This is a genomic window from Gordonia sp. L191 (assembly GCF_030077625.1).
Classification (GTDB): Bacteria; Actinomycetota; Actinomycetes; order Mycobacteriales; family Mycobacteriaceae; genus Gordonia; species Gordonia polyisoprenivorans_A.
Genome location: NZ_CP125996.1, coordinates 4,223,259 through 4,244,204 on the forward strand (window position 1 = coordinate 4,223,259; position 20,946 = coordinate 4,244,204).

The window sequence follows — 20,946 nt, forward strand, 5'->3', positions numbered from 1 at the left end:
GGGTTGTCAGAAGTTCAGCAGCGCAACGAATCTCGATTCTCGAGATCGACGAATGATCATCGGGACGGTGAAAGCTGGCCGAGATCGTCGGTGTTGCGGCGCTTCCACATACCAGTATCCACGCTTCGCTAGCAATTGCAAGCGCTTTGTTAGCACGGTCATAGCAACCCGGCCGCCCGCACCTACTCGTCGCCTGCACCTACGTGTCGCCTGCACCTACGTGTCGGCAGCCCCATCGGGGTAGGAATAGAAACCACGCCCCGCCTTCTTACCGATCCGGCCCGCCTCAACCATGCGCAACAGCAGCGGAGGCGGCGCATAGAGCGGTTCCTTGAACTCCTCGTACATCGAATCGGCGATCGCCTTGACGGTGTCGAGCCCGACGAGATCGGCCAGCCGCATCGGGCCCATCGGGTGTGCGCAACCGAGCACCATGCCCTTGTCGATGTCCTCGACGGTCGCGAAACCGGTGTCGACCATCCGGATCGCCGACAACAGATACGGCACGAGCAGCGCATTGACGACGAATCCGGAGCGATCGGCCGACCGGATCACCTGCTTACCGAGCACATCATGGGCAAACGTCTCGGCGCGCTCGCTCACCGCGGTCGCGGTCTCCAACGTGGTGACGAGTTCGACGAGCGGTAGCACCGGCACCGGATTGAAGAAATGCATACCGATCACCCGCTCGGCGCAGTGAGTTGCCATGCCCAGCTTCATGATCGGGATCGACGACGTATTGGAGGCGAGTACCGCATCGGGATCGGTGACGACCTTGTCGAGCTGCGCGAAGATCTGGGTCTTGACCAGCTCGTCCTCGACGAGCGCCTCGCAGACGATCTGCCGATCGGCAAAATCCCCGAGATCGGAGGTGAATCGCAGTCGGTACGAGGCTTGTTCGCGTTCACGTTCGGTGAGCTTGCCGCTCGACACCCCACGGTCGAGGGAGCGCAGGATGCGCGAGCGCCCGGCATTGGTGAGTTCGCGCGTCGCCTCGTACACCAGGACGTCGGCGTTGGCGCGAGCGCACACCTCGGCGATCCCGGCGCCCATCTGCCCCGCGCCGACGACACCCACGCGCGAGATGACCTCACCGGACATTGCAGCACTCCTCGCAGCAGATCAATCAGAAAACCAGAACTCAATGTCGATACACAACAACGGATTTCGGCGGCGACGCACCTCCTGCGGGGTACGGTCACACACTGCCCGTACAGGAACAGGCGGCCCGCGACGTGAGTCACGGGCCGCCTGTCCGGTGCGTCTTTCGCGCGAACAGCCAGTCCTAGTGGAACTGACCTTCCTCGGTCGAGCCCTTGAGGGCTGCGGTCGAGGTGTTGGGATCGACGGTGGTGGCGATCTTGTCGAAGTAGCCGGCGCCGACCTCACGCTGATGCTTGGTGGCGGTGTAACCGCGCTCCTCGGCGGCGAACTCGCGCTCCTGCAGCTCGACGTAGGCGCTCATCTGGTTGCGGGCGTAGCCGTAGGCCAGATCGAACATCGAGTAGTTGAGGGCGTGGAAGCCGGCCAGCGTGATGAACTGGAACTTGAAGCCCATTGCGCCGAGCTCGTTCTGGAACTTCGCGATGGTCGCGTCGTCGAGGTGCTGCTTCCAGTTGAACGACGGCGAGCAGTTGTAGGCCAGCAGCTGGTCGGGGAACTCGCTCTTGACGGCCTCGGCGAACTTGCGGGCCAGCTCCAGGTCGGGCTTGCCGGTCTCCATCCAGATCAGGTCGGAGTACGGGGCGTAGGCCTTGGCGCGGGCGATGCAGGGCTCGATGCCCTTCTTCACGCCGTAGAAGCCTTCCGCAGTGCGGGTGCCGTCGAGGAACGGCTTGTCGCGGTCGTCCACGTCGGAAGTGATCAGGGTGGCGGCCTCGGCATCGGTACGGGCGATGACGACGGTCGGCGCGCCGGCGACGTCGGCGGCCAGGCGAGCCGAGGTCAGGGTACGGATGTGCTGCTGGGTGGGGATGAGCACCTTGCCACCGAGGTGGCCGCACTTCTTCTCCGAGGCGAGCTGATCCTCCCAGTGGGTACCGGCGGCACCCGCGGCGATCATGGCCTTCTGCAGCTCGTAGACGTTGAGCGCGCCACCGAAGCCGGCCTCGCCGTCGGCGACGATCGGCACGACCCAGTTGTCAACGGAGGTGTCGCCCTCGACCTTGGCGATCTCATCGGCGCGCAGCAGCGCGTTGTTGATGCGACGCACGACCGACGGGACCGAGTTGGCCGGGTAGAGCGACTGGTCGGGGTAGGTGTGACCGGAGAGGTTCGCGTCACCGGCGACCTGCCAGCCGGAGAGGTAGATGGCCTTGAGTCCGGCGCGCACCTGCTGAACGGCCATGTTGCCGGTGAGGGCACCGAGGGCGTTGATGTAGTTGTCGCCGTTGACACCCTCCCAGAGGATCTCGGCGCCACGCCGGGCCAGGGTGGGGTCCTCGACGACCGAGCCCTGCAGCTCGACGACCTGGTCGGCGGTGTATTCGCGGGTGATGCCCTTCCAGCGCGGGTTGGTGTCCCAGTCCTGCTGGATCTCCGCGGCGGTACGGGGCTTTCCGACGTTGCTCATTAGCCACTTCGCTTTCGTTGTACTACTCGGCCCGACGTGACCGATGGTGTGCGGCCCGTGCCTGGAGCCCGGAGCCGAATCCCTTGCTGACAGACGCCCGGATTCGACGGGAGGTGCAATCGATGACCGCGGCCGGAGGGCCACTGTCACTTTTGCGAACTCGCCGGAGCGAACCAGGTGTGTCTGCAACCAAGAGTGCCACAGGGCAAAGCCGCAGGTCCAGTGAGGTTTGTGCTGTGAACACTGGCCACGATTGCCCTCGGTTTTGCAAATGTTGCGAAGGACGCCGTGTGAAAGTCGCGCCCGTCTCATAAAAAAGTACGCGCGTACTGGGATTTCTTGCGATCCGACCGTGCCGGTCGATGCGGGAGTCGACGGCGCGCTGGAGTACCTGCGGGGTTAGCCCCACCGTGCAGATGTGACGACCTTCACACGAAACACCGCGAAGCCACCACGACCGGACGCCGCGCCGAGCCCTTGCGCGCTCAGGCCTTGCGACCCTCGGCGGCCACCGACAGCGCACTACCGAACAGCGTCACGAAGTCCTGTTCGGCGATCGGGGCGTGGGCGGTGGGGACAGGCGCGGGCGGCGCAACGGCGTCGGTCGGGTCGCCGGACACCGTGAGACTCACCGAGACCGGCGCGGCCCCACCCGGGCGGGCGACGATCGCGTAGCCCACGTAGTCGATACGGGTACGGACCGACCGATCCGCCAAGGTGGTCGTGGTCGCCGACTTCACGAGCAGCATCTGTTCGACCTTCTCGGCGTCCTTGCCGAGTTCGGGCGCGGCCATCTCGGAATGCACGGTGACGATGCCCGTCCCGGCGAGATTGCCCGTCGTGATCATCGTCTGCGTGCGCGCACAGGAGCCGATCATGGCGGCCACGTCGGCGCCGATGTCACGCATCTCGGTGGTCACCAGCTCGACGAGCCCCCCGAAGGAGGCCTGCGCGGCCAGCACCGCCGAATTCGCCTCGGTCAGGGTCGGATTGAGCTTCGCATCGGCGGTGGGCCGGCACTGCTGCGGAGTGACCTCGGTGGCGTCGGCCGCCTTGAGTTGCGTGGAGTTGGCGTCGACGAGCTGGGACACCGACAGCTCGGTGGCGGTGAATCCGACCGGCAGCGTCGACGGGTCGAGCAGCAGGTCGGCAGGTACGGCCGCCAGATCGGGGACGGTCGTCGGCGCATGCCCACACGCCACGGTCACCGTCGCGACGAGGCCCAGCACCACCGCCGCCGGCCCCGCCATCCTCCCCCTGCGCCGATGAGCGCGCCCTACCCGCACGCCGTCACCGTACCCTGAAGCTCATCGACTCCCCCGGGATCGGGCGCATCGGCCGGGGTGTCCCGGCGATGGTGAGCAGCGGAGGTGTGCGGTGACCAAGACCTATGCGGGTGCGCGAAGCTACGTGGGTTCACGCCTGCGCCAACTGCGTTCCGAGCGCGGCCTCTCGCAGGTCGCGCTGGCCCAGACCCTCGAGATCTCCCCGTCCTATCTCAACCAGATCGAGCACGATGCGCGGCCACTCACCGCCAAGGTGCTCGCCCGGATCACCGAGACCTTCGGCGTCGACGCCGGATTCTTCGACTCCCAGGACGACGTCCGCCTCGTCGCCGAGCTGCGGGAGGTGCTGCTCGACGACGATGTCGAGGCCACCGACACCGCGCTCGATCCGCAGGAGATCAGCGCGATGGTCGCCGGACACCCCGACATCGCGAACGCGATGGTCACGCTGTACCGGCGCTACCGAAATTCCTCCGATCAACTCGCCGCGGCGACCGACGAGCGCGGCGACGGATCGATGCGTGGCGCGATCACCGCACCACACGAGGAGGTGCGCGACTACTTCTACCAGCGCCGCAACTACATTCACGAACTCGACATCGCCGCCGAGGAGATGACCACCCGGATGCGCATGCATTCCGGCGATGTGCGCCGCGAGATCATCGATCGCCTGGAGAAGCGTCACGGCGTCACCGTCGTCCGCCGCGTGGACCTCGGTGACTATGTGCTGCACCGGTTCGACCCGGACACCCGCCGGTTGGAGGTGTCGGCGGCGCTCTCGTCGGGGCAGCGCGCCTTCAAACTCGCAACCGAACTGGCGCTGCTGGAGTTCGGTGATCTCATCGACGAGCTCGTCGAAGCGGGAACCTTCACCAGCGACGAGGCCCGCTCGCTGGGCCGGTACGGTCTGGCCAATTACTTCGCGGCCGCAACCCTGTTGCCCTACAGCCAGTTCCATGGCGCGGCCGAGGATTTCCGGTATGACATCGAACGGCTCTCGGCGTTCTACGCGGTCTCCTACGAGACGATCTGCCATCGGCTCTCGACGTTGCAACGGCCCAATCTGCGGGGCATCCCATGGTCGTTCGTGCGTGTCGACCGGGCCGGCAACATGTCGAAACGCCAGTCCGCCACCGGATTCCACTTCTCGTCCTCGGGCGGTACCTGCCCGCTGTGGAATGTGTACGAGACGTTCGGCTCACCGGGCAAGATCCTCACCCAGATCGCCGAGATGCCCGACGGCCGTGAGTATTTCTGGATCGCACGGACCGTCGAGCGGCGGGCGGCACGCTTCGGCCAACCCGGTAAGACCTTCGCGATCGGCATGGGGTGCGAGCTGCGGCATGCCGCGCGCGTCATCTACTCCGACGGTCTCGAGATCGGTCCGCAGGCGCGGATCACCCCGATCGGTGCCGGTTGCCGTGTGTGCGAGCGCCAGCACTGCGCGCAACGCGCCTTCCCCTCGCTGGGCACACGGCTGCGGGTCAACGAGCACGGGAGCACGGTCTCGCCCTACATGAACATCTGACGAGACGGCGTCGGCCGACGAAACCGGCGCCGATCACGGCGGTGCATCGACCGTTCGCTATCCTCATCGGATCGACGGGGGGATTCGATGCTGGAACCAGGTCAGGTCTTCGCCGGTCATCGGGTGATCGGACAGCTCGGGGCGGGCGGAATGGGCGAGGTGTACCTCGTCGAGCATCCCGGGTTGGGACGCAAGCAGGCACTCAAGGTCATCGCGGGCGCCGCCCACTCCCCCGGCCTGCGGGAACGCTTTATCAACGAGGCGCGGACGGTGGCGTCCCTCGATCATCCGAACATCAACGCGATCCACGCCTTCGGCGTCGAGGACGGCCTTCCGTGGTTCACGATGCCCTACCTCGACGGTGCCGACCTGTCCCTTGCCAGGCTCTCGGCCGGCGAGAAGACCACCGTGATCACGGCGGTCGCACACGCCCTCGATCACGCGCACCGTCGAGGCGTGATCCATCGCGACATCAAGCCCGCGAACATCGTCGTCACCCGCGACGCGGGAACCGGCGCCATCGATCGGGTGGTGACGCTCGATTTCGGGATCGCCCGCGCCGCGGAGTCCCCGCACGTGACATCGACCAACCTGTTCCTGGGCACCCTCGTCCACGCTGCTCCCGAGGTGATCGACGGTGAACCGGCGAGCGCGGCCTCCGACGAGTACGCGTTGGCCTGCACCGCGTACGAAATCCTTTCGGGCCGTGCGCCGTTCGGCGGAGAAGGACCCGCGGCGCTGCTCGCGTCGAAGCTGACCAAACCCGTGCCGCCGCTGGCACCGACCCAGCCGGCGTACGCCGCGGCCGACACCGTGCTGGCGCGCGCACTCGCCGCCGATCCCGCGCAGCGCTTCGGCACCTGTTCGGCGTTCGCCGAGGCGCTGGCATCCGCATTGGCGACCCCACCGGCGCCGCCGACGATCATCGGCCCCGTGTGGGGACCGTCCGGTCCCGTCACACAACATGGGCCGGCGACGATCGGGGCACCGGTGATCGGCGCATATCTCCCACCCCGGCCGCCGCCGCAGGGTCCGATGCCGTTCGGTGGCCCCGGCCCCGGTCACCCTGGCTATCCCGGTAGGGGTCATCCCGGAGCGCCACCGGCGTGGCCGCCCGCGCCACCGAGGCCACGTCGACGGCGACGGTCACTGCTGATCGGCGGCGCGGTTGTCCTCACGCTGCTGCTCGTCGCCGGAGTCACCGTCACCACCGTGCTGCTCACCCGGCCGTCTCCCGCGCCACCCCGCGTCGGTGCGACGGCGCTGTCGTCCAGCGGCGAAACCACCTGTGCCGTCGTCGATCACCACGCCTACTGCTGGGGTGACAATTCCAGCGGCCAGGTCGGCAACGGGGATCCGCCGCCGTCGGACGGTACGAGCGAATACGTGCTCGCACCCACCCGTGTCGAGGGTCTCGACGATGTGGACAAGGTCGTCACCGGGTCCGATCACAGCTGCGCAGTGGCCGCGGGTAGCGCGTACTGCTGGGGCGACAACGGCACTGGGCAACTCGGGTCGGGCCAGGAATCGTCGACTCCGGTGGTGCGCCCAGCACAGGTGAAGGGCCTGCCCGGCACGGTGACCGACATCGCCGTCGGCTTCTACAGCACCTGTGCCGTCGCCGACGGAAAAGCCTATTGCTGGGGCTACAACTCGAGCGGCCAGCTCGGCAACGGCGTCGAGGAGAGTTCGTCGGACGTCATCACGCCCACGCTCGTACAGGGACTGCCGAGCACCGTGAGTGCCATCTCGTCGGCGTATCGCACGACCTGTGCGATAGCCGGGGGTGCCGTGTACTGCTGGGGCTACAACTCCGACGGACAGGTCGGTAACGGCTCGACCGCCGACAGCACCACAGCCGTGGCGGTGCCGGGAATCGCCGGTACCGTCACCCATATCAGCGTCGGCTTTTATCACAGTTGCGCGATCGCCGACGAGAAGGCATATTGCTGGGGCGACAACACTTTTCATCAGATCAGTAGTAGCGAGTCGTCGCCGGCGACCGCACCGACACCGGTGACCGGACCGACGGGACCGGTCACCGACATCTCGGCCGGATACTTCGCCACCTGCCTGGTCGCCGGGGCCAGGGCCTACTGCGCGGGCGACAACGACGACGGGCAGATCGGTACCGGCTCGACCGACGTCGGCAACCAGCCCACCGTTCCGCAGCTCGTCACGGGAATGGACAGCAAGGTCACCGCGATCACCACCGCCCGCAGTACGGCCTGCACGATCTCCGATCTCGTCATCTACTGCTGGGGCGCCAACGAGGTCGGCCAGGTCGGCAACAATCAGTTCGGTACGTCGCCGGTCACCCGCCCGAGCGCGGTAGTGAACCTCCCGTCATGACCCCGCCGGCAACCGGCACGGAACCAAGGAGACTCATGAAACGCCTCACCGGAGCATTGGTGGCCGTCGCCGTCGCCACGCTCGGCCTGGCTGCATGCGGCGACGACTCGACACCGACGGTGCAGACGGTGACCAGGACGACGGTCATCGAGACGACGACCACGACCACCACGACGTCGACGGTCGCCACGGTGACCGCCACGGAGACATCGTGATGGGCCACATCCACAGGGACCGTCGGAAAATGCCTGTGCCACAGGTTGATCGGACACGACCGCCGATCCGCTGGACGCGAGCGCGCCTCGCCGTGGACGTGGCGGCACTGGTCGTGGTCTCCTGTCTCGCCGCGTGCGGGGGCGGTTCGGGAACCACACAGACGACGACGGTCACCAACACCACGGTGCGCGTGAGTACGGTGACCGTGAGCACCACCGCGACCTACACCACGACGACCACCGTCACCGGCGCGCCGCCGCCCTGATCCACACGAGGGTCAGTAGACCATCACCCGGACGTTCTCGGCGACACATGCGGGCTTGTCGGAGCCCTCGATCTCGACGGTGTTGACCACCACCATGGTCACGCCCTTGGGGCCTTCCTCGACGGAGGTGATCACGGCGTTGGCGCGGATGCGGGAGCCGACCGGCACCGGATTGGGGAAACGCACCTTGTTCAAGCCGTAGTTGATGACGAGCTTGGGGCCCTCGACGGTGAAGATCGACCCGGCGAGCATCGGCAGTAACGACAGCGTCAGGAAGCCGTGTGCGATGGGCGCACCGAACGGCCCGGCCTTCGCGCGCTCCGGGTCGACGTGAATCCACTGATGGTCGCCGGTGGCCTCGGCGAACTGGTTGACCCGTTCCTGGGTGATCTCGAGCCATTCGCCGGAGCCGAGGTCTTCGCCGATCGCGGCCTTGACGTCATCGAGGGAACTGAACACGCGCGGTGTGATAGTCGTCATAATCGCCGTAGTCTACCGTGATGCCATGAGCACCCCTCGGATCGCTCCCGGTGGATTCCGCGACCTCGGCCCCGCCAACTGGGCCTTCACCCGCCTCGCCGCGCGCGTCACCGGTGTCCACGACACCCACATCTTCTCCACGCTGGGCCGCACCCGCGGATTGTTCCGGGCGTGGATGTATTTCGGGGCGCGGCTGATGCCGTTCGGGACGTTGTCCCGCAAGGACTCCGAGATGGTGATCATCCGTGTCGCACATCTGCGCGGTTCGGCGTACGAGCTCGACCATCATCGTCGGATCGGCAAGCGCGCGGGTATCACCGACGACGAACTCGCGCGCATCCTCGAGGGTCCCGACGCCGGGTGGGGGGATCGCGAACGCGCCATCCTGCGCGTCGTGGACCAACTGGTGACCACCCGCGACGTCGACGACGTCGCGTGGGAGGCGTTGCGCCGCCATCTCGATGAGCGCCGCACCATCGGCTTGCTTCTGCTCGTCGGCCAATACGACATGCTGGCCACCACCCTGCACACCTTGCGGGTGCAACTCGACGTCCGCGCCTGAGGGCGCCCGACAATGCCGTCATTTGCCGCGCGGATGATGCGCAACCCGCTGTTCTCCCGCGTCTACGAGCACGCGTGGCGGCCGGTGTTCACCCGCGGCTTCAGTCTCGGCAGTCCCGAGACCGCCGACTACGACGCCGCATTGCGCGCCTACCTGTGCCGGCCCGGGGATCGCATGGTCCTCGACATCGCCTGTGGACCAGGCAATTACACCCGTGACATCGCTGCGGGCCTCACCGGCGACGGACGCGTGGTCGGCATCGACTATTCACCGTCGATGCTGCACACCGCGGTCGCCACCAACAGCATCGTCCGCGCGAGCTACCTCCGTGTCGACGCGCACGCGATCCCGTTCGCCGACAACACCTTCGACGAGGTGATCTGCCTGGCCGCGCTCTACCTGGTCCCCGACCCGCTCCCCGTGCTCGACGAGATGCTGAGGGTGGCGCGCCCCGGTGCGCTGCTGGTGGTGTTCACCTCGGTGGCCGGACCGGTCTCGACGGTGCCCGGCGTGAAGACGGTGGCGGCCATCGGCGGCTACCGCGTCTTCGGGCGCGACGAGATCACCGGCGCACTGCGCCGTGGCGGCGCCGAGCACATCGAGCAGACCGTCATCGGCGAGGGGCAGTATGTGCTGGCGCGGGCTCCCGGTGGGAACTGACCGAACGCACCAGCGGCGCAACGCCTTCGGCGAACCAGAACGCCTCCTCGATGTGCGGTTGCCCGGACAGGATGAAGTGGTCGATGCCGATCGCCCGGTACTGGGCGATGAGGTCGGCCACCTCGGCGTGGCTGCCGACGAAGGCGGTTCCGGCTCCCGGACGAACCAGGCCGTAACCCGCCCACAGCCCCGGTACACCTCGAGGTTGTCCAGGTCGGCGTTGAGGGCGAGCTGCCGGCGTTGCCCCTCGGACTCCGACTGCGAGAGCCGTTGGCGGGCAAGCTCGATCAATGCCGGGTCCATCCGCGACACCAACTTGCGGGCCTCGGCCCACGCCTCCTCGCGAGTGTCGCGGGTGATCACGTGCGCCCGGATTCCAAAGGTCAGTTCCCGACCGTGCCGGGCGGCGCGGGCACGCACGTCCTCGACGAGTGCGGCCACCTTCTCCGGCGGTTCGGTCCACGTGAGATAGGTGTCGACGGTGGCCGCGGCCACCTCGCGCGCATACTCGCTGGCACCACCGAAGAACACCTGTGGCACCGGGTTCGGCGGATGGCCCACCACCGCGCCGGTGACGTCGTAATGCTCACCGGGGAAATCGAACGGCGTTCCCGTCCAGGCGTGCCGGACGATCTGCAGGAACTCCCCGGTGCGGGCGTAGCGCTGCTCTTTGGTGAGCCGGTCACCGAACCGCGCCTGCTCCTGCGCGTCACCGCCGGTGACGATGTTGAGGGCGAGACGGCCGCCGGAGAACTCGGCGAAGGTCGCGGCCTGCTGGGCGGCAAGCGTCGGGGTGATCAGCCCGGGCCGGAAGGCGACGAGGAACTTCAGGCGGCTCGTCTCCCGGATGAGTGCGGCGGTGGTCAGCCACGCATCGTGGCACCAGGTTCCGGTCGGGGTCAGCACCGACTCGAAACCCAACCGTTCGGCGGTCTTCGCCACCAGCGCGAGGTAGTCGAGATCGGGTGGCCGGATCGCCGACGCGGTGCCCAGGATGCCCGCCGACTGCAGTCCGCCGATGACCTCACGTCCGTCGCCGGAGGTCGGCAGGAACCAGTGAAAGTGAGCGTCGCGCTGGGCTTCTGCGGTCATTGCGTACTCACCGCGTAGGGCGCCACCGCGGAGTTGAAGCGCTTGTCGACGAAGTCGGCGATGACGGGCTTGTGGTCGAGCTGCCCGGCGGCGGCGAAGGCGTCGGCCAGTTTCTGCTCCGAGGCGACCACGGTGTCGTCGATCTCGATGGCCGGCCGGACGCTGCGCTGCTGTGCCGCCAGGGCGGCCTGCGGGTCGATACCGATCGCCTTCGCGTACTGCTGCGACCAGGTCTCGACATTGGCCGACGCCCACTTGCTCGCCTTGGCCAGGTGTTCGACGAAGATCCGCAGTGCGGTGTTGCGCTTCGCGTCGGCAAGTGCCTCGTTGGACGCGATGCCGAAGCCGTAGCCGTTGACCACCCCGGTCCCCGACGCGAGGATCTTCGCACCCGAATCCTGTTGCACGATCGCGGTATACGGGTCCCAGATCGCCCACGCGTCGACCGCGCCGCTGGAGAAGGCCGACAGCGCGTCGGCGGGCTGCAGGAAGACCGGGGTGACGTCGGTGCCGAGCTTCAGGTTCGCCTTGCCCAACTGCTCGAGGAGATTGCCGTGGGCCGAACTCCCCTTGGCCACAGCGACTTTCTTGCCCTTGAGTTGTTCGACGGAGGTCAGGGTGGAGCCGGCGGGCACGAGGATGACGTCACCACCGGCGTTGTTGGTGTAGGCGGAGACGATCTTGATCTTCGCGTTCGACGCCGCACCGAAGATCGGAGGAGTGTTACCGGTGACGGCGAAGTCGATCTTGCCCGCGGTGGCGGCCTCGATCTCCGGCGGACCCGAGGTGAACGTCGAGAACTCGACCTTGAACGGCAGCGAATCGAGTTCTCCCGCAGCGCGCATGAGCGATTCGGTGCCGCCCTTCTGATCGCCGACGCGCAACGTCAGGCCGGCCAACTGTGCGGGGTCGACGCTGGCGTCGGCGACGGCGCCGGTCGAATCCTCTTTGCTGACACAGCCGCTGAGCGCCAGCGCGAGAATCCCGGCCAGGACGACGAGTACGGTCGCACGCCCGCGGAACCCTCCGGCGGACATGCGTGAACCACGAGACATTTCTTCCACGAGCCTTTCGATGATGCCGACCCGACAGACGTCGGGCCAAGAAAACTGTTGAGCGTGAACGTGCGGTGAGCGCCCTATTCGCCGAGGGCGTCGAGCAGTCGGGTCCGCAGATGTGCGGTCTGCGCTGCGCCGTCGGGATCCCGCGGCGCGTCGACGGTGACGTCGGCGGCGATGTGCCCGTCGGCGAGCACCACCACCCGGTCCGCGAGGCGCAGTGCCTCGTCGACGTCATGGGTCACGACGAGAACGCTGAATCCGTGGACCTGCCACAGATTGATGAGCAACCGGTGCATGGCCGCCCGGGTCAATGCGTCGAGGGCGCCGAAGGGCTCGTCGAGCAGTAGGAGTTGCGGGTCGGCGACCAGGGCGCGCGCCAGCGAAACCCGTTGGGCCTGACCGCCGGACAGTTGCGCCGGCCACGCGTCGGCCTTGTCGGCCAGCCCGACCTCGGCGAGGGTGTCGCTGACCCGTGCGGCGGCGGCCGCACCCTTGAGTCGGGAACGGACGACCCCGAATTCGACGTTGCGGCGCACCGTGCGCCAGGGGAACAGCCGTGGCTCCTGAAATGCCACCGCGGGTGCCCCCGACGTGGTGACGTCACCCGTCGAGGGTTGCGACAGACCGGCGAGCAGCCGCAGCAGGGTCGATTTGCCGCTGCCGCTGCGGCCGATGATGGCGACGATCTCGCCGGTGCGCACGGTCAGGGACACGTTGCGCAGCACCGGTTCCGCGTCGCCGTAGGCGAAGGTCGCCGCCGACACCTGCCCGGCGATCTCGGTCGATTGGGTTGTCCGCGTGGCGCTCGCGGCATCGATGATGGCGGTCATGGGGCAGCCTTCCTCAGTTGGTCCGTTGGTAGCGCGTGGTGTATCGCTCCAGCGCCCGCACGATGGCGTCGGTGATCAATCCCAGTGCCGCATAGATGATCAGGCCGAAGAACACGACGTCGGTGCGCAGGAAGTCGCGCGCGTTGTTGATCAGGTATCCCAGCCCGGAGGTCGCCGCGATCTGTTCGGCGACGATCAGACTGAGCCAGGCGATCGCCAGCGACTGCCGGAGTCCGACGAGGATCTGCGGCATGGCACTGGGGATGACCAACTCCCGAATCGTCTGCAGGCGGCCGAATCCGAGGACCTTGGCGTTCTCGCGGAGCTTGGGATCGATCTGTCGGATCGCCGCCGAGGTGTTGAGATACAGCGGGAAGATCGCGCCGAGAGCCACCAGCAGGATCTTCGGTGTCTCCTCGATCCCGAACCACAGGATGAACAGCGGGATGAGACCGAACAGCGGAAGCGCCCGGATCGCCTGCATGTTGGGGTCGATGATCGCATCGGAGATCCGGCTCAGTCCGACGATCACGCCGAGCCCGATGCCGATGAGCACGCCGAGCCCCAGGCCGATCGCCACACGTTCGGTGGAGGCGACGATGGCGTCGGTGAGTTCACCACTCTGCAGCTTCTCCCAGCCGGCCTCGGCGATGAGCGAGGGTGCGGGCAGCTTGTCCTGCGGAAGGAACCCCAGAGCGCTGCCGAGCTGCCACAGTGCGAGCACGCCGATGGGTGAGAGGACCCGTATCCACGTCAGCACCCGTGAGTGTCGTGCCGCGCGGATCTGCGCCGCCGACCTGGTGCCCGGTGGCCGCCCGGGCGGCGTTGCCCCCGCAGGCGTGGAACCCGAGGAGTTGGAACCGGAGGTAAGAGAAATTGCCATGATGGTGGGCAATGATGCGGCAGTTCCGGCGCCGGCAGAACGATTGCACTCAGCATGACGCGAAGTGGCTTCGGCCGGTTCCGGACTCGACACCGATGTTCGCACTGTGTGATGGGTGCATCGCGCGATGGGTCGGCGCCGGGTGCTTGTTCTGCGGTCAGAACGTGCGATAGTCGCGCACGCTCATCCGGTTGCCCCGTCGCTCGGGACGTGAGCCGTGCATCTCGACCATCCGGATGATCCGATAGCGGTGTCCGGCATAGGGTTCGAGGAGTTCGAGCATCCGCGCGTCATCCACCGGCTCCCCGATGAGCGTCTGCCCGACCGCCGAGGGGATGTGGTAGTCGCCGACGGGGACCGCGTCGGCGTCGCCGACCGCTCGCGCCCGGGTCTCGGCGACGGTCCACGGGCCGACACCGCGCAGGATGTCGAGCCGGTCGGCATGCCGGTCCACATCGAGTGAGGTGGCGCCTCGGATCGTGCGCATCCGCACCGGTTCGGCGCCGCTGCGATGCCAGTCCCACACCGGGATCGAGGGCCACTGCTCTTGCGGCGGCGGGACACGCATGTCGTCGGGCACCGGCCCGGGCGCCCGGGAACCGTGGCGGCGCACCAGGTATCGCCACGCCCGCCAGGCCTCGGCGCCGACCACCTTCTGTTCCAGAATGGCCGGCACGAGCGCTTCCCACACCCGCCCGGTGGCCCCGATGCGTAACCCGGGTGAGCGGGCGACGAGTCCGGCGACCACCTCGTCGTGGATGGGCATGGACTCGGGGGCGTCGTCGCCGCCGAGCATCGCGGGCATCGATTCGAGCAGCCAGTCGGCGCCGTCGCCCCACGCGCGGCCGACGATGCGCTCACCGTCGACGCGCACGGTCAGGGTCGCCGGTCCGTCCGGGGTGTGGCTCGTGCGCCACACCGACCCGTCTCGGCCGTAGCGGAATGCCGGGTCGCCACCGCCGCGCCGGTGCAGTCCCAGCGTGTATCGCAGATCCACCGGTCCCGGCGGCATCCACACCCTGGTGCGCTCGGCGTTCATCGTCCTCGACTGTATCCATTGACGCCGACAATCCCGGCGGGGACGAACCACCGCGGACGAGACGTTCAACCGAACGACCATCCGTCGAGCGGACGCCTCGCCCGCCGTTATCCTCATCGGTGGCTCCGGTGTGCCCGGAAGCATCGACACAGGGGGCATTTCATGCGCAATACGATCCGCGGTGGCGTGGCGGCCGCGACGGCCACCACCATGGTCCTGCTGATCGCCGGCTGCACGACGTCGGGGACCCCGCAGGCCGCTGACGCGTCGTCGGCTGGTCCGTCGACAGCGTCGTCGAGCGGTGCGTCGACGAGCAGCGGCGATCCCGCGAAGGTCAAGGCCCTGGTGGTCACCGCGGCCGATCTCCCGGCCGGATTCACCCTCACCCCGCTGCCGGAGGATCAGTTCCAGAAGGCGGTGTCGCAGTTCCAGGGCACCACCCGCAACGCGACGATCGTCCCGGCCGCGTGCGCCGATCTGCAGAAGCTGCCGGACGTGGACGCCTCGAAGCTCGGTGTCGCGGTCGCGACCTCCACGAGCGGCGGCATTCTCAGCGAGGGCCTCGCCGCGCAACCGAGCGACGTCGCCGCGGCACGGGCGAGGGCGACGGGGCCCTGCAAGAACTACTCGATCACGATCAACACCGGCGCGGCCGCAGGAACCACCGCGACCGCGACCAACACGGTGGTGCCGGCGCCGACCACCCAGGCGGAGCCGAGCGATGTCCTGGTGCTGCGTCAGGATCAGAAGGTCTCCACGGCCGGCCAGGCCGTGACCGTGACCACCTACACCGGTTTCGCGTCGGTGAAGGGGTACAGCGTCTCGGCCCTCTACACCGCGATCACACCGGGCGCCGCTCCCGACGACGCCGCCTTCCGGCAGTTCTTCACCGCGGCGGTGAACAAGGTCGCCACGCAGGGCTGAGCGGGGCCGGGCGCTCCGGCATCGACGGCTCGCGACACACACGCGGCCCGTCTCGGTCAGCGCCGGTGGTACACCACGGGCGTCGGCCGGGACGGGCCGCGTTCGTCGCGTGACTCAGAGGTTGATCATGTGCCCGATCGCGCCGTGGAACGTTTCCTGCAGCGCTTCGCTCATCGTCGGGTGGGTGTGGACGTTGCGTGCGAGTTCACGCGCGGTGAGGTCCCACTTGTGGGCCAGCGTCAGCTCGGGAAGCATCTCGGAGACGTTGTCGCCCACCAGATGTCCGCCGAGGAGTTCCTCGGTCTCGGAGTTGGTGACGAGTTTGACGAAGCCGGCGGTCTCGCCGAGTCCCTGCGCCTTGCCGTTGGCGGAGAACGGGAAGGTCGACACGGTCACGTCGTAGCCTTCGTCCTTGGCCTGCGCCTCGGTCAGACCGAACGAGGCGACCTGCGGCTGACAGAACGTCGCGCGCGGCATGAAGCGGTAATCGCCCAGCGTCATCGTCTCCGCGCCGGCCATCGTCTCGGCGGCGACCACACCCTGCGCCTCGGCCACGTGTGCGAGCTGCAGCTTGGCGGTCACGTCGCCGATGGCGTAGATGCCGTCGACGTTGGTGCGCATGTGGTCGTCGATCGCGATGGCGCCGCGTTCGGTGAGTTCGACGCCGGTCTTCTCGAGGCCGTAGCCGTCGACGCGAGGGGCGAAGCCGACCGACATCAGGACCTTGTCGACGGTCAGTTCGCCGTCATTGTCCTTGGCGTCCTTGTAGGTGACGGTCACGCTGTCACCGTTGTCGGTGACGGTCTGCACCTTGGTGGAGGTCAGCACCTTGACGCCGAGCTTCTTGTATTCCTTGGCGATGGCCTTGGAGACGTCGATGTCCTCGTTGGGCAGGACCCGATCGAGGAATTCCACGATCGTGACGTCGACCCCGTAATTGGCCAGCACATACCCGAATTCCATGCCGATCGCGCCTGCGCCGACGATCACGATGGACTCGGGTAGCTCGCGGGTGAGGATCTGGGTCTCGTAGGTGACGACGTTGTCGCTCAGCTCGACGCCCGGCAGCAACTTGACGGTCGAGCCGGTGTCGATGATGAGGTTGTCCCAGGTGATCTCGCGATCCCCCACCTTGAGGGTCTTCGCGTCCTGGAACACACCGTATCCGTCGATCTCGGTGATCTTGTTCTTCTTCATCAGGAAGTGGACACCCTTGACGATGCCCTCACTGACCTTGCGACTGCGGTCGAATGCCGGACCGAAATCGAAGGAGACCTCACCGGACATGCCGAAGGTCTTCGCCTCATGATTGAAGATGTGCGCCAGCTCGGCGTTCCGGAGAAGTGCCTTCGACGGGATACATCCGACGTTCAGGCACACACCGCCCCAGTACTTCTCTTCGATGACGGCGGTTTTCATGCCCAGCTGGGCGGACCGGATCGCGGCCACGTACCCACCTGGACCAGCACCCAGGACAACTGTTTGGAAGTGTTCAGCCACGGCCACCACCCTACGACGACGTCGGGTACCAGCGCAGAGCGTCCCCGGTACTGACCGGTAACCACCTCGAACGCAGCCATTTTCCATCACTGATTGAATCGGTGATGGGGATCTGCTTTGATCGAGCGGTATGGCACCGACACGCTCTCGGGTGACGCGCGAACACCTGCTGATCGCCGCCGAGCGACTGTTCCTGACCGACGGCCCCGACGCGGTGTCGGTGCGGGCCATCTGCACCGAGGCCGGGGTCAATCCGGCGGCCGTGCACTATCACTTCGGATCCAAGGACGACCTGGTCGCGGCCCTGCTGGAGGACCGGTTGGCGCCGCTGTGGGCCGACGCCCTCGGCGGCAGCAACCTCGCGGATCGCACCATTACCGACCTCATCGACCTCGTCGTCGACCCGCTCGTCCGACTTCGGGCCGATCCCGTCGGCCATCTCCATCTGCAGCTACTGGCACGCTTCGTCGATGCCCATCCCGACGCGGCGTGGACGCGCCGCTGGTTCCGTCTGGACGACTGGGTGGATCTGCTCTCGCCGCTGGTGCCCGGCCTCGACACGCGCGCCGCACGACGCCGGTGGGCGCTCGCGTTCACGCTGATCCTCCACCGCTTCGGTGGGACCGGAACCCTCTCCGACGAGGCCATCGCGGCGCTGCGCGGGTTCGTGGTCGCCGGGCTCGGCGCACCGGTTGTCTCCAAGGAGTTGTCATGACCACCAACACCACTGCGTCGGACCCATCAGCGCCGGACCCGTTCGCGCCCGCCCGCCTCGGTCCACTGCAGTTGCGCAATCGCCTCATCAAGTGCGCGACCTTCGAGGGCCGCACCCCCGACGCCCTCGTCACCGACGATCTCATCGAGTTTCATCGGGAGGTCGCCGCGGGTGGGGTCGCGATCAGCACGGTGGCCTACTGCGCGATCTCCCCGGAGGGCCGCACCGACCGTCATCAGATCTGGCTTCGCCCGGAGGCCGCGCCCGGTCTGGTCCGGCTGACCGAGGCCATCCATGCCGAAGGTTCCCGTGCGGCAGCACAATTGGGTCACGCCGGTCCGGTCGCCAACTCGGTGTCCAATCGGGCTCGGGCGCTGGCCGCGTCACCGATCCCGGCGCCGATGGGGATGTCGATGACGCACTCACCCACCGTCGAGGAAATCGCCGCGCTGCGCACCACGTTCGCCCGCGCGGCGCGCATCGCGGTCGATTCCGGCTTCGATGCACTCGAAATCCATTGCGGCCACAACTATCTCCTCAGTAGCTTCCTGTCTCCGCTACTCAACCGCCGTCGCGACGAGTACGGCGGCTCGTTGATCAACCGCGCACGACTGGCCCGCGAGGTGCTCGAGTCGGTGCGCGAAGAGGTCGGCAGCGAGGTCGCGATCTGGGCCAAGCTCAACATGTATGACGGCGTCGGTGCCGTCGGCGCACCCGCGCGCCGGTGGCGCGGTTTCAACGTCGACGAGGCGTGTGCGGTGGCGCGGCTACTCGAAGCGGACGGATACCTCGACGCGATCGAACCCACTGCGGGCAGTTCACTTCTCAACCCGATGTACCTGTTCCACGGGCAGGCGCCGCGAGCCGCATTCGCCGACGCGTTCACCGGACCGATGCGCTGGGGCCTGAAGGCCGCAGGCCCGTTCTTCCTGAAGCACTACGAGTACCACCCCGGCTACCTGCTGCCGCTGGCACGCCGACTACGGGAGGCGGTCGATCTGCCGATCATCCTGCTCGGTGGCATCACCGACCGTGCCACCATGGATTCGGCGCTCGCCGAGGGCTTCGACTTCCTCGCCATGGGCCGCGCCCTACTCCGCGAACCCGATCTGCCACAACGGATCAGCGCCGACCCGTCGACGTCGTCGCAATGCATCCACTGCAACCTGTGCATGCCGACGATCTACACACGCACCGAGTGCCCGGTACGTACCGACCCGTCGATCACCTCGTGAACACGCCGTCGCTCGTCCCGTCGTCGTAGTACTCGATCGTCATCGTCGGACCGTTGAACGTGACCTTCGAAATCGACCCCGGTTCGGCGTTCTCGTTGGCCAGGGTGAAGGTGTAGGTGTTGCCATCCCAGTGGCGCAGCTCGCGAACAACCTTGCCACCCGGCCCCATCGCCAGCACGAGCCCGCCACCCTGCTCGCGAACCTCGGCGGGCCCGTACACGGGATTCTGATAGGTGCCGACGTAACTGGACAATGGTTGCGCCGCCGCGGGATCGGCGGGTGCCGACTGGCCCACGAGGGAACCCGAGGGCTTGCTCATCGCGGCGAATGCCTGGCCGTAGAGTCCGGCCCAGTCGTGTTTGACCTCGCCGAACTGCACGAGGTCGGCGAACTCTCCGGTCAAGGTCTCCGCGGCACCGACGGGTGCGGCATTGGTCAGGACCACGATCCCCACGTTCGCCGAGGGCAGCACGAGGAAGTTGGTGGCGGCGCCGCTGGCAAACGCACCCGAGTGGCTGTACTGGGTCCGGCCGCCCTCGGTGATCGAGGCGTTGAAACCGTACCCGTAGAAACCGGCCCGGTCGGTGGGCTCGGCCGGGGGCGACGAAACGATCTGCGGGGAGATCGCGGGGGTCAGGGCATCACCGGAAATGATCTGGCGTCCTTGAGATGTGGTGCCCGATCCGAGGAGCATCGACAACCAGTGGGTCAGATCGTTGACCGACGACGACACCCCACCGGCGGGCGTTTGCGCGTCGGGTTCACGCGGATACGGGGAGACCACCCACTTGCCGTCGACCTTGACGTGGCCAAGGGCATGATTGGGACGAGTGGAGAAGTCTGCGTAGCGCGAGCTGGTGCGCGACATTCCCAGTGGCGCGTAGATCATGTTCTGCGACAACGTGGCCCAGTCGGTGCCGGCTTTGTTGGCAGCCGAGACGGCAGCGGCGGTGAGACCGAAATTGGTGTAGTCGTACGTGGAGCGAAACGGCGCGAGCGGTATGTGCCGCAAGCGGTTGATGATCTCCTGCTGGTTGTAGCCGAGGTCTTCGATCTTGTCGCCCGCGTGCTCGGGAAGTCCCGATCGGTGGGCGTACATGTCGGCGATGGTGACATTGGTGCTGACGTAGGGATCGGCGAGCGCGAACCCGGGATAGTTGGCGGCAACCGGGGTGTCCCAGCCGATGACCTTGTCGGTGATCAAGCGGGCGATCACCGTCGAGCCGACCGACTTCGACACCGAGGCGAGCTGGAATACCGTGTCCGCGTCGACCTTCGCCCCGTTGGGCTCGCCGGTCACCCCGAATCCCTTCGCGTAGCGCACGTTGTTGCCCTCCACCACGGCGACCGCCATTCCTGGGATCTTGGTGGAGTTCATCAGCGTCGCGACGAGCCCGTCGAGCCGACCGACCGCGGTCTCCACCGCATTGGCGGGCAGTGGGACCGCAGCCTGCGCGTTGGGGTCCTCTTGCGTAGCCGAGGAGGACGACGACGCGTCCGGCGAGGTCGACCCGGAGTCGCAGGCGACCAGCAACGTGCCCGCGGCAAGGAGCGCGAGAGTCGTCCGCGCCAGCGATCCGGTGCTGTGCGGGAGTCTCGCCCAACCGGGTACCAGAGTGCGCATGAGCGCCTCCTCCGTCGATATTGCGGGCTGCTCCCACAATGAACAAAGCACCTTAACACCGTGATAGCCGGGTAGCTCGCGAATCGGTACAACAATTCGTCCCACCACCCCACCCCGATCCA

19 protein-coding genes and 1 pseudogene are annotated in these 20,946 nt (G+C 67.2%); 9 read left to right on the forward strand and 11 right to left on the reverse strand.

Going from position 1 to position 20,946, the window contains the following annotated elements; genetic code table 11:
* Window positions 1–216: 216 nt before the first annotated feature.
* The 3 genes from QNM97_RS19100 to QNM97_RS19110 form a co-directional block, all read right to left on the reverse strand.
* Window positions 217–1,101, reverse strand: coding sequence for a 3-hydroxybutyryl-CoA dehydrogenase (locus QNM97_RS19100; RefSeq protein WP_283819852.1), 885 nt, complete (start codon window positions 1,099–1,101; stop codon window positions 217–219).
* 184 nt (window positions 1,102–1,285) lie between these two features.
* Window positions 1,286–2,572 (reverse strand): isocitrate lyase, encoded by a 1,287-nt coding sequence (aceA, locus tag QNM97_RS19105; protein WP_123932315.1) that lies wholly within the window; start codon window positions 2,570–2,572, stop codon window positions 1,286–1,288.
* 485 nt (window positions 2,573–3,057) lie between these two features.
* The gene (locus tag QNM97_RS19110) at window positions 3,058–3,822 is read right to left on the reverse strand and encodes a hypothetical protein (RefSeq protein ID WP_283819853.1); all 765 of its coding nucleotides are present in this window, start codon (window positions 3,820–3,822) and stop codon (window positions 3,058–3,060) included.
* A 127-nt stretch (window positions 3,823–3,949) separates the two neighbouring features.
* On the opposite strand from QNM97_RS19110, the gene ramB reads away from it, so the two are divergent.
* The 4 genes from ramB (at window position 3,950) to QNM97_RS19130 (ending at window position 8,219) form a co-directional block, all read left to right on the forward strand.
* Complete coding sequence (ramB, locus tag QNM97_RS19115) at window positions 3,950–5,386, forward strand: acetate metabolism transcriptional regulator RamB (RefSeq protein ID WP_283819854.1); 1,437 nt, start codon at window positions 3,950–3,952, stop codon at window positions 5,384–5,386.
* A gap of 87 nt (window positions 5,387–5,473) precedes the next feature.
* Window positions 5,474–7,738 (forward strand): protein kinase domain-containing protein, encoded by a 2,265-nt coding sequence (locus tag QNM97_RS19120; RefSeq protein WP_283819855.1) that lies wholly within the window; start codon window positions 5,474–5,476, stop codon window positions 7,736–7,738.
* A 35-nt stretch (window positions 7,739–7,773) separates the two neighbouring features.
* Window positions 7,774–7,953, forward strand: coding sequence for a hypothetical protein (locus QNM97_RS19125; RefSeq protein ID WP_283819856.1), 180 nt, complete (start codon window positions 7,774–7,776; stop codon window positions 7,951–7,953).
* A 29-nt stretch (window positions 7,954–7,982) separates the two neighbouring features.
* Entirely contained in the window at window positions 7,983–8,219 is a 237-nt protein-coding gene (locus QNM97_RS19130) for a hypothetical protein (protein ID WP_283819857.1), read from the forward strand.
* Window positions 8,220–8,231: 12 nt separating this feature from the next.
* On the opposite strand, the gene QNM97_RS19135 is transcribed toward QNM97_RS19130, so the two are convergent.
* Window positions 8,232–8,699, reverse strand: coding sequence for a MaoC family dehydratase (locus tag QNM97_RS19135; protein ID WP_283819858.1), 468 nt, complete (start codon window positions 8,697–8,699; stop codon window positions 8,232–8,234).
* A gap of 25 nt (window positions 8,700–8,724) precedes the next feature.
* Here QNM97_RS19135 and QNM97_RS19140 point away from each other — a divergent pair, with 25 nt between their 5' ends.
* Both QNM97_RS19140 and QNM97_RS19145 read left to right on the forward strand, forming a co-directional pair.
* Window positions 8,725–9,261, forward strand: coding sequence for a carboxymuconolactone decarboxylase family protein (locus QNM97_RS19140; RefSeq protein WP_283819859.1), 537 nt, complete (start codon window positions 8,725–8,727; stop codon window positions 9,259–9,261).
* Window positions 9,262–9,273: 12 nt separating this feature from the next.
* Window positions 9,274–9,921 (forward strand): class I SAM-dependent methyltransferase, encoded by a 648-nt coding sequence (locus QNM97_RS19145; protein WP_283819860.1) that lies wholly within the window; start codon window positions 9,274–9,276, stop codon window positions 9,919–9,921.
* On the opposite strand, the pseudogene QNM97_RS19150 reads toward QNM97_RS19145, so the two are convergent.
* From QNM97_RS19150 to QNM97_RS19170, 5 genes and pseudogenes are all read right to left on the reverse strand, one after another.
* A pseudogene (locus QNM97_RS19150) lies at window positions 9,872–11,013 on the reverse strand (LLM class flavin-dependent oxidoreductase). The gene QNM97_RS19145 and the pseudogene QNM97_RS19150 sit on opposite strands and share 50 nt — an antisense overlap.
* Window positions 11,010–12,050, reverse strand: coding sequence for an ABC transporter substrate-binding protein (locus QNM97_RS19155; RefSeq protein ID WP_283819861.1), 1,041 nt, complete (start codon window positions 12,048–12,050; stop codon window positions 11,010–11,012). The pseudogene QNM97_RS19150 and the gene QNM97_RS19155 overlap by 4 nt, the downstream one beginning before the upstream one ends.
* A 101-nt stretch (window positions 12,051–12,151) precedes the next feature.
* Complete coding sequence (locus tag QNM97_RS19160; RefSeq protein WP_283819862.1) at window positions 12,152–12,904, reverse strand: ABC transporter ATP-binding protein; 753 nt, start codon at window positions 12,902–12,904, stop codon at window positions 12,152–12,154.
* Between the two features lie 13 nt (window positions 12,905–12,917).
* Window positions 12,918–13,787 carry an ABC transporter permease gene (locus tag QNM97_RS19165; protein ID WP_283819863.1) on the reverse strand — a complete coding sequence of 290 codons (870 nt, stop codon included), beginning with the start codon at window positions 13,785–13,787 and terminating at the stop codon, window positions 12,918–12,920.
* A gap of 157 nt (window positions 13,788–13,944) precedes the next feature.
* On the reverse strand, window positions 13,945–14,826 hold the full coding sequence (locus QNM97_RS19170; protein WP_283819864.1) for a DNA-3-methyladenine glycosylase family protein: 882 nt from the start codon (window positions 14,824–14,826) through the stop codon (window positions 13,945–13,947).
* Between the two features lie 162 nt (window positions 14,827–14,988).
* On the opposite strand from QNM97_RS19170, the gene QNM97_RS19175 reads away from it, so the two are divergent.
* Complete coding sequence (locus tag QNM97_RS19175) at window positions 14,989–15,750, forward strand: hypothetical protein (RefSeq protein WP_283819865.1); 762 nt, start codon at window positions 14,989–14,991, stop codon at window positions 15,748–15,750.
* Between the two features lie 114 nt (window positions 15,751–15,864).
* Here the strand turns inward: QNM97_RS19175 and lpdA are convergent, their stop codons facing one another.
* Window positions 15,865–17,250 carry a dihydrolipoyl dehydrogenase gene (gene lpdA / locus QNM97_RS19180; protein WP_283819866.1) on the reverse strand — a complete coding sequence of 462 codons (1,386 nt, stop codon included), beginning with the start codon at window positions 17,248–17,250 and terminating at the stop codon, window positions 15,865–15,867.
* Window positions 17,251–17,380: 130 nt separating this feature from the next.
* Between lpdA and QNM97_RS19185 the strand changes: the two genes are divergently transcribed.
* Entirely contained in the window at window positions 17,381–17,965 is a 585-nt protein-coding gene (locus QNM97_RS19185) for a TetR/AcrR family transcriptional regulator (protein WP_283819867.1), read from the forward strand.
* Window positions 17,962–19,200 (forward strand): NADH:flavin oxidoreductase, encoded by a 1,239-nt coding sequence (locus tag QNM97_RS19190; protein WP_283819868.1) that lies wholly within the window; start codon window positions 17,962–17,964, stop codon window positions 19,198–19,200. Before QNM97_RS19185 ends, QNM97_RS19190 begins: the two co-directional genes overlap by 4 nt.
* Here QNM97_RS19190 and QNM97_RS19195 read toward each other — a convergent pair.
* Window positions 19,190–20,824, reverse strand: a complete 1,635-nt coding sequence (locus QNM97_RS19195) for a serine hydrolase (protein ID WP_283819869.1) — start codon at window positions 20,822–20,824, stop codon at window positions 19,190–19,192. The two genes, QNM97_RS19190 and QNM97_RS19195, sit on opposite strands and share 11 nt — an antisense overlap.
* Window positions 20,825–20,946: the final 122 nt, after the last annotated feature.

Excerpts from the sequence above, each read along its gene's own strand:
- QNM97_RS19165 (WP_283819863.1), bottom strand. The coding sequence starts at position 13,787 with ATGGCAATTTCTCTTACCTCCGGTTCCAACTCCTCGGGTTCCACGCCT.
- QNM97_RS19125 (WP_283819856.1), top strand. The coding sequence starts at position 7,774 with ATGAAACGCCTCACCGGAGCATTGGTGGCCGTCGCCGTCGCCACGCTC.
- QNM97_RS19190 (WP_283819868.1), top strand. The coding sequence starts at position 17,962 with ATGACCACCAACACCACTGCGTCGGACCCATCAGCGCCGGACCCGTTC.
- QNM97_RS19135 (WP_283819858.1), bottom strand. The coding sequence starts at position 8,699 with ATGACGACTATCACACCGCGCGTGTTCAGTTCCCTCGATGACGTCAAG.
- QNM97_RS19185 (WP_283819867.1), top strand. The coding sequence starts at position 17,381 with ATGGCACCGACACGCTCTCGGGTGACGCGCGAACACCTGCTGATCGCC.
- QNM97_RS19140 (WP_283819859.1), top strand. The coding sequence starts at position 8,725 with ATGAGCACCCCTCGGATCGCTCCCGGTGGATTCCGCGACCTCGGCCCC.
- QNM97_RS19130 (WP_283819857.1), top strand. The coding sequence starts at position 7,983 with ATGCCTGTGCCACAGGTTGATCGGACACGACCGCCGATCCGCTGGACG.
- QNM97_RS19145 (WP_283819860.1), top strand. The coding sequence starts at position 9,274 with ATGCCGTCATTTGCCGCGCGGATGATGCGCAACCCGCTGTTCTCCCGC.
- QNM97_RS19160 (WP_283819862.1), bottom strand. The coding sequence starts at position 12,904 with ATGACCGCCATCATCGATGCCGCGAGCGCCACGCGGACAACCCAATCG.
- QNM97_RS19120 (WP_283819855.1), top strand. The coding sequence starts at position 5,474 with ATGCTGGAACCAGGTCAGGTCTTCGCCGGTCATCGGGTGATCGGACAG.
- QNM97_RS19170 (WP_283819864.1), bottom strand. The coding sequence starts at position 14,826 with ATGAACGCCGAGCGCACCAGGGTGTGGATGCCGCCGGGACCGGTGGAT.
- QNM97_RS19100 (WP_283819852.1), bottom strand. The coding sequence starts at position 1,101 with ATGTCCGGTGAGGTCATCTCGCGCGTGGGTGTCGTCGGCGCGGGGCAG.
- QNM97_RS19195 (WP_283819869.1), bottom strand. The coding sequence starts at position 20,824 with ATGCGCACTCTGGTACCCGGTTGGGCGAGACTCCCGCACAGCACCGGA.
- QNM97_RS19175 (WP_283819865.1), top strand. The coding sequence starts at position 14,989 with ATGCGCAATACGATCCGCGGTGGCGTGGCGGCCGCGACGGCCACCACC.
- aceA (WP_123932315.1), bottom strand. The coding sequence starts at position 2,572 with ATGAGCAACGTCGGAAAGCCCCGTACCGCCGCGGAGATCCAGCAGGAC.
- QNM97_RS19110 (WP_283819853.1), bottom strand. The coding sequence starts at position 3,822 with ATGGCGGGGCCGGCGGCGGTGGTGCTGGGCCTCGTCGCGACGGTGACC.
- QNM97_RS19155 (WP_283819861.1), bottom strand. The coding sequence starts at position 12,050 with ATGTCCGCCGGAGGGTTCCGCGGGCGTGCGACCGTACTCGTCGTCCTG.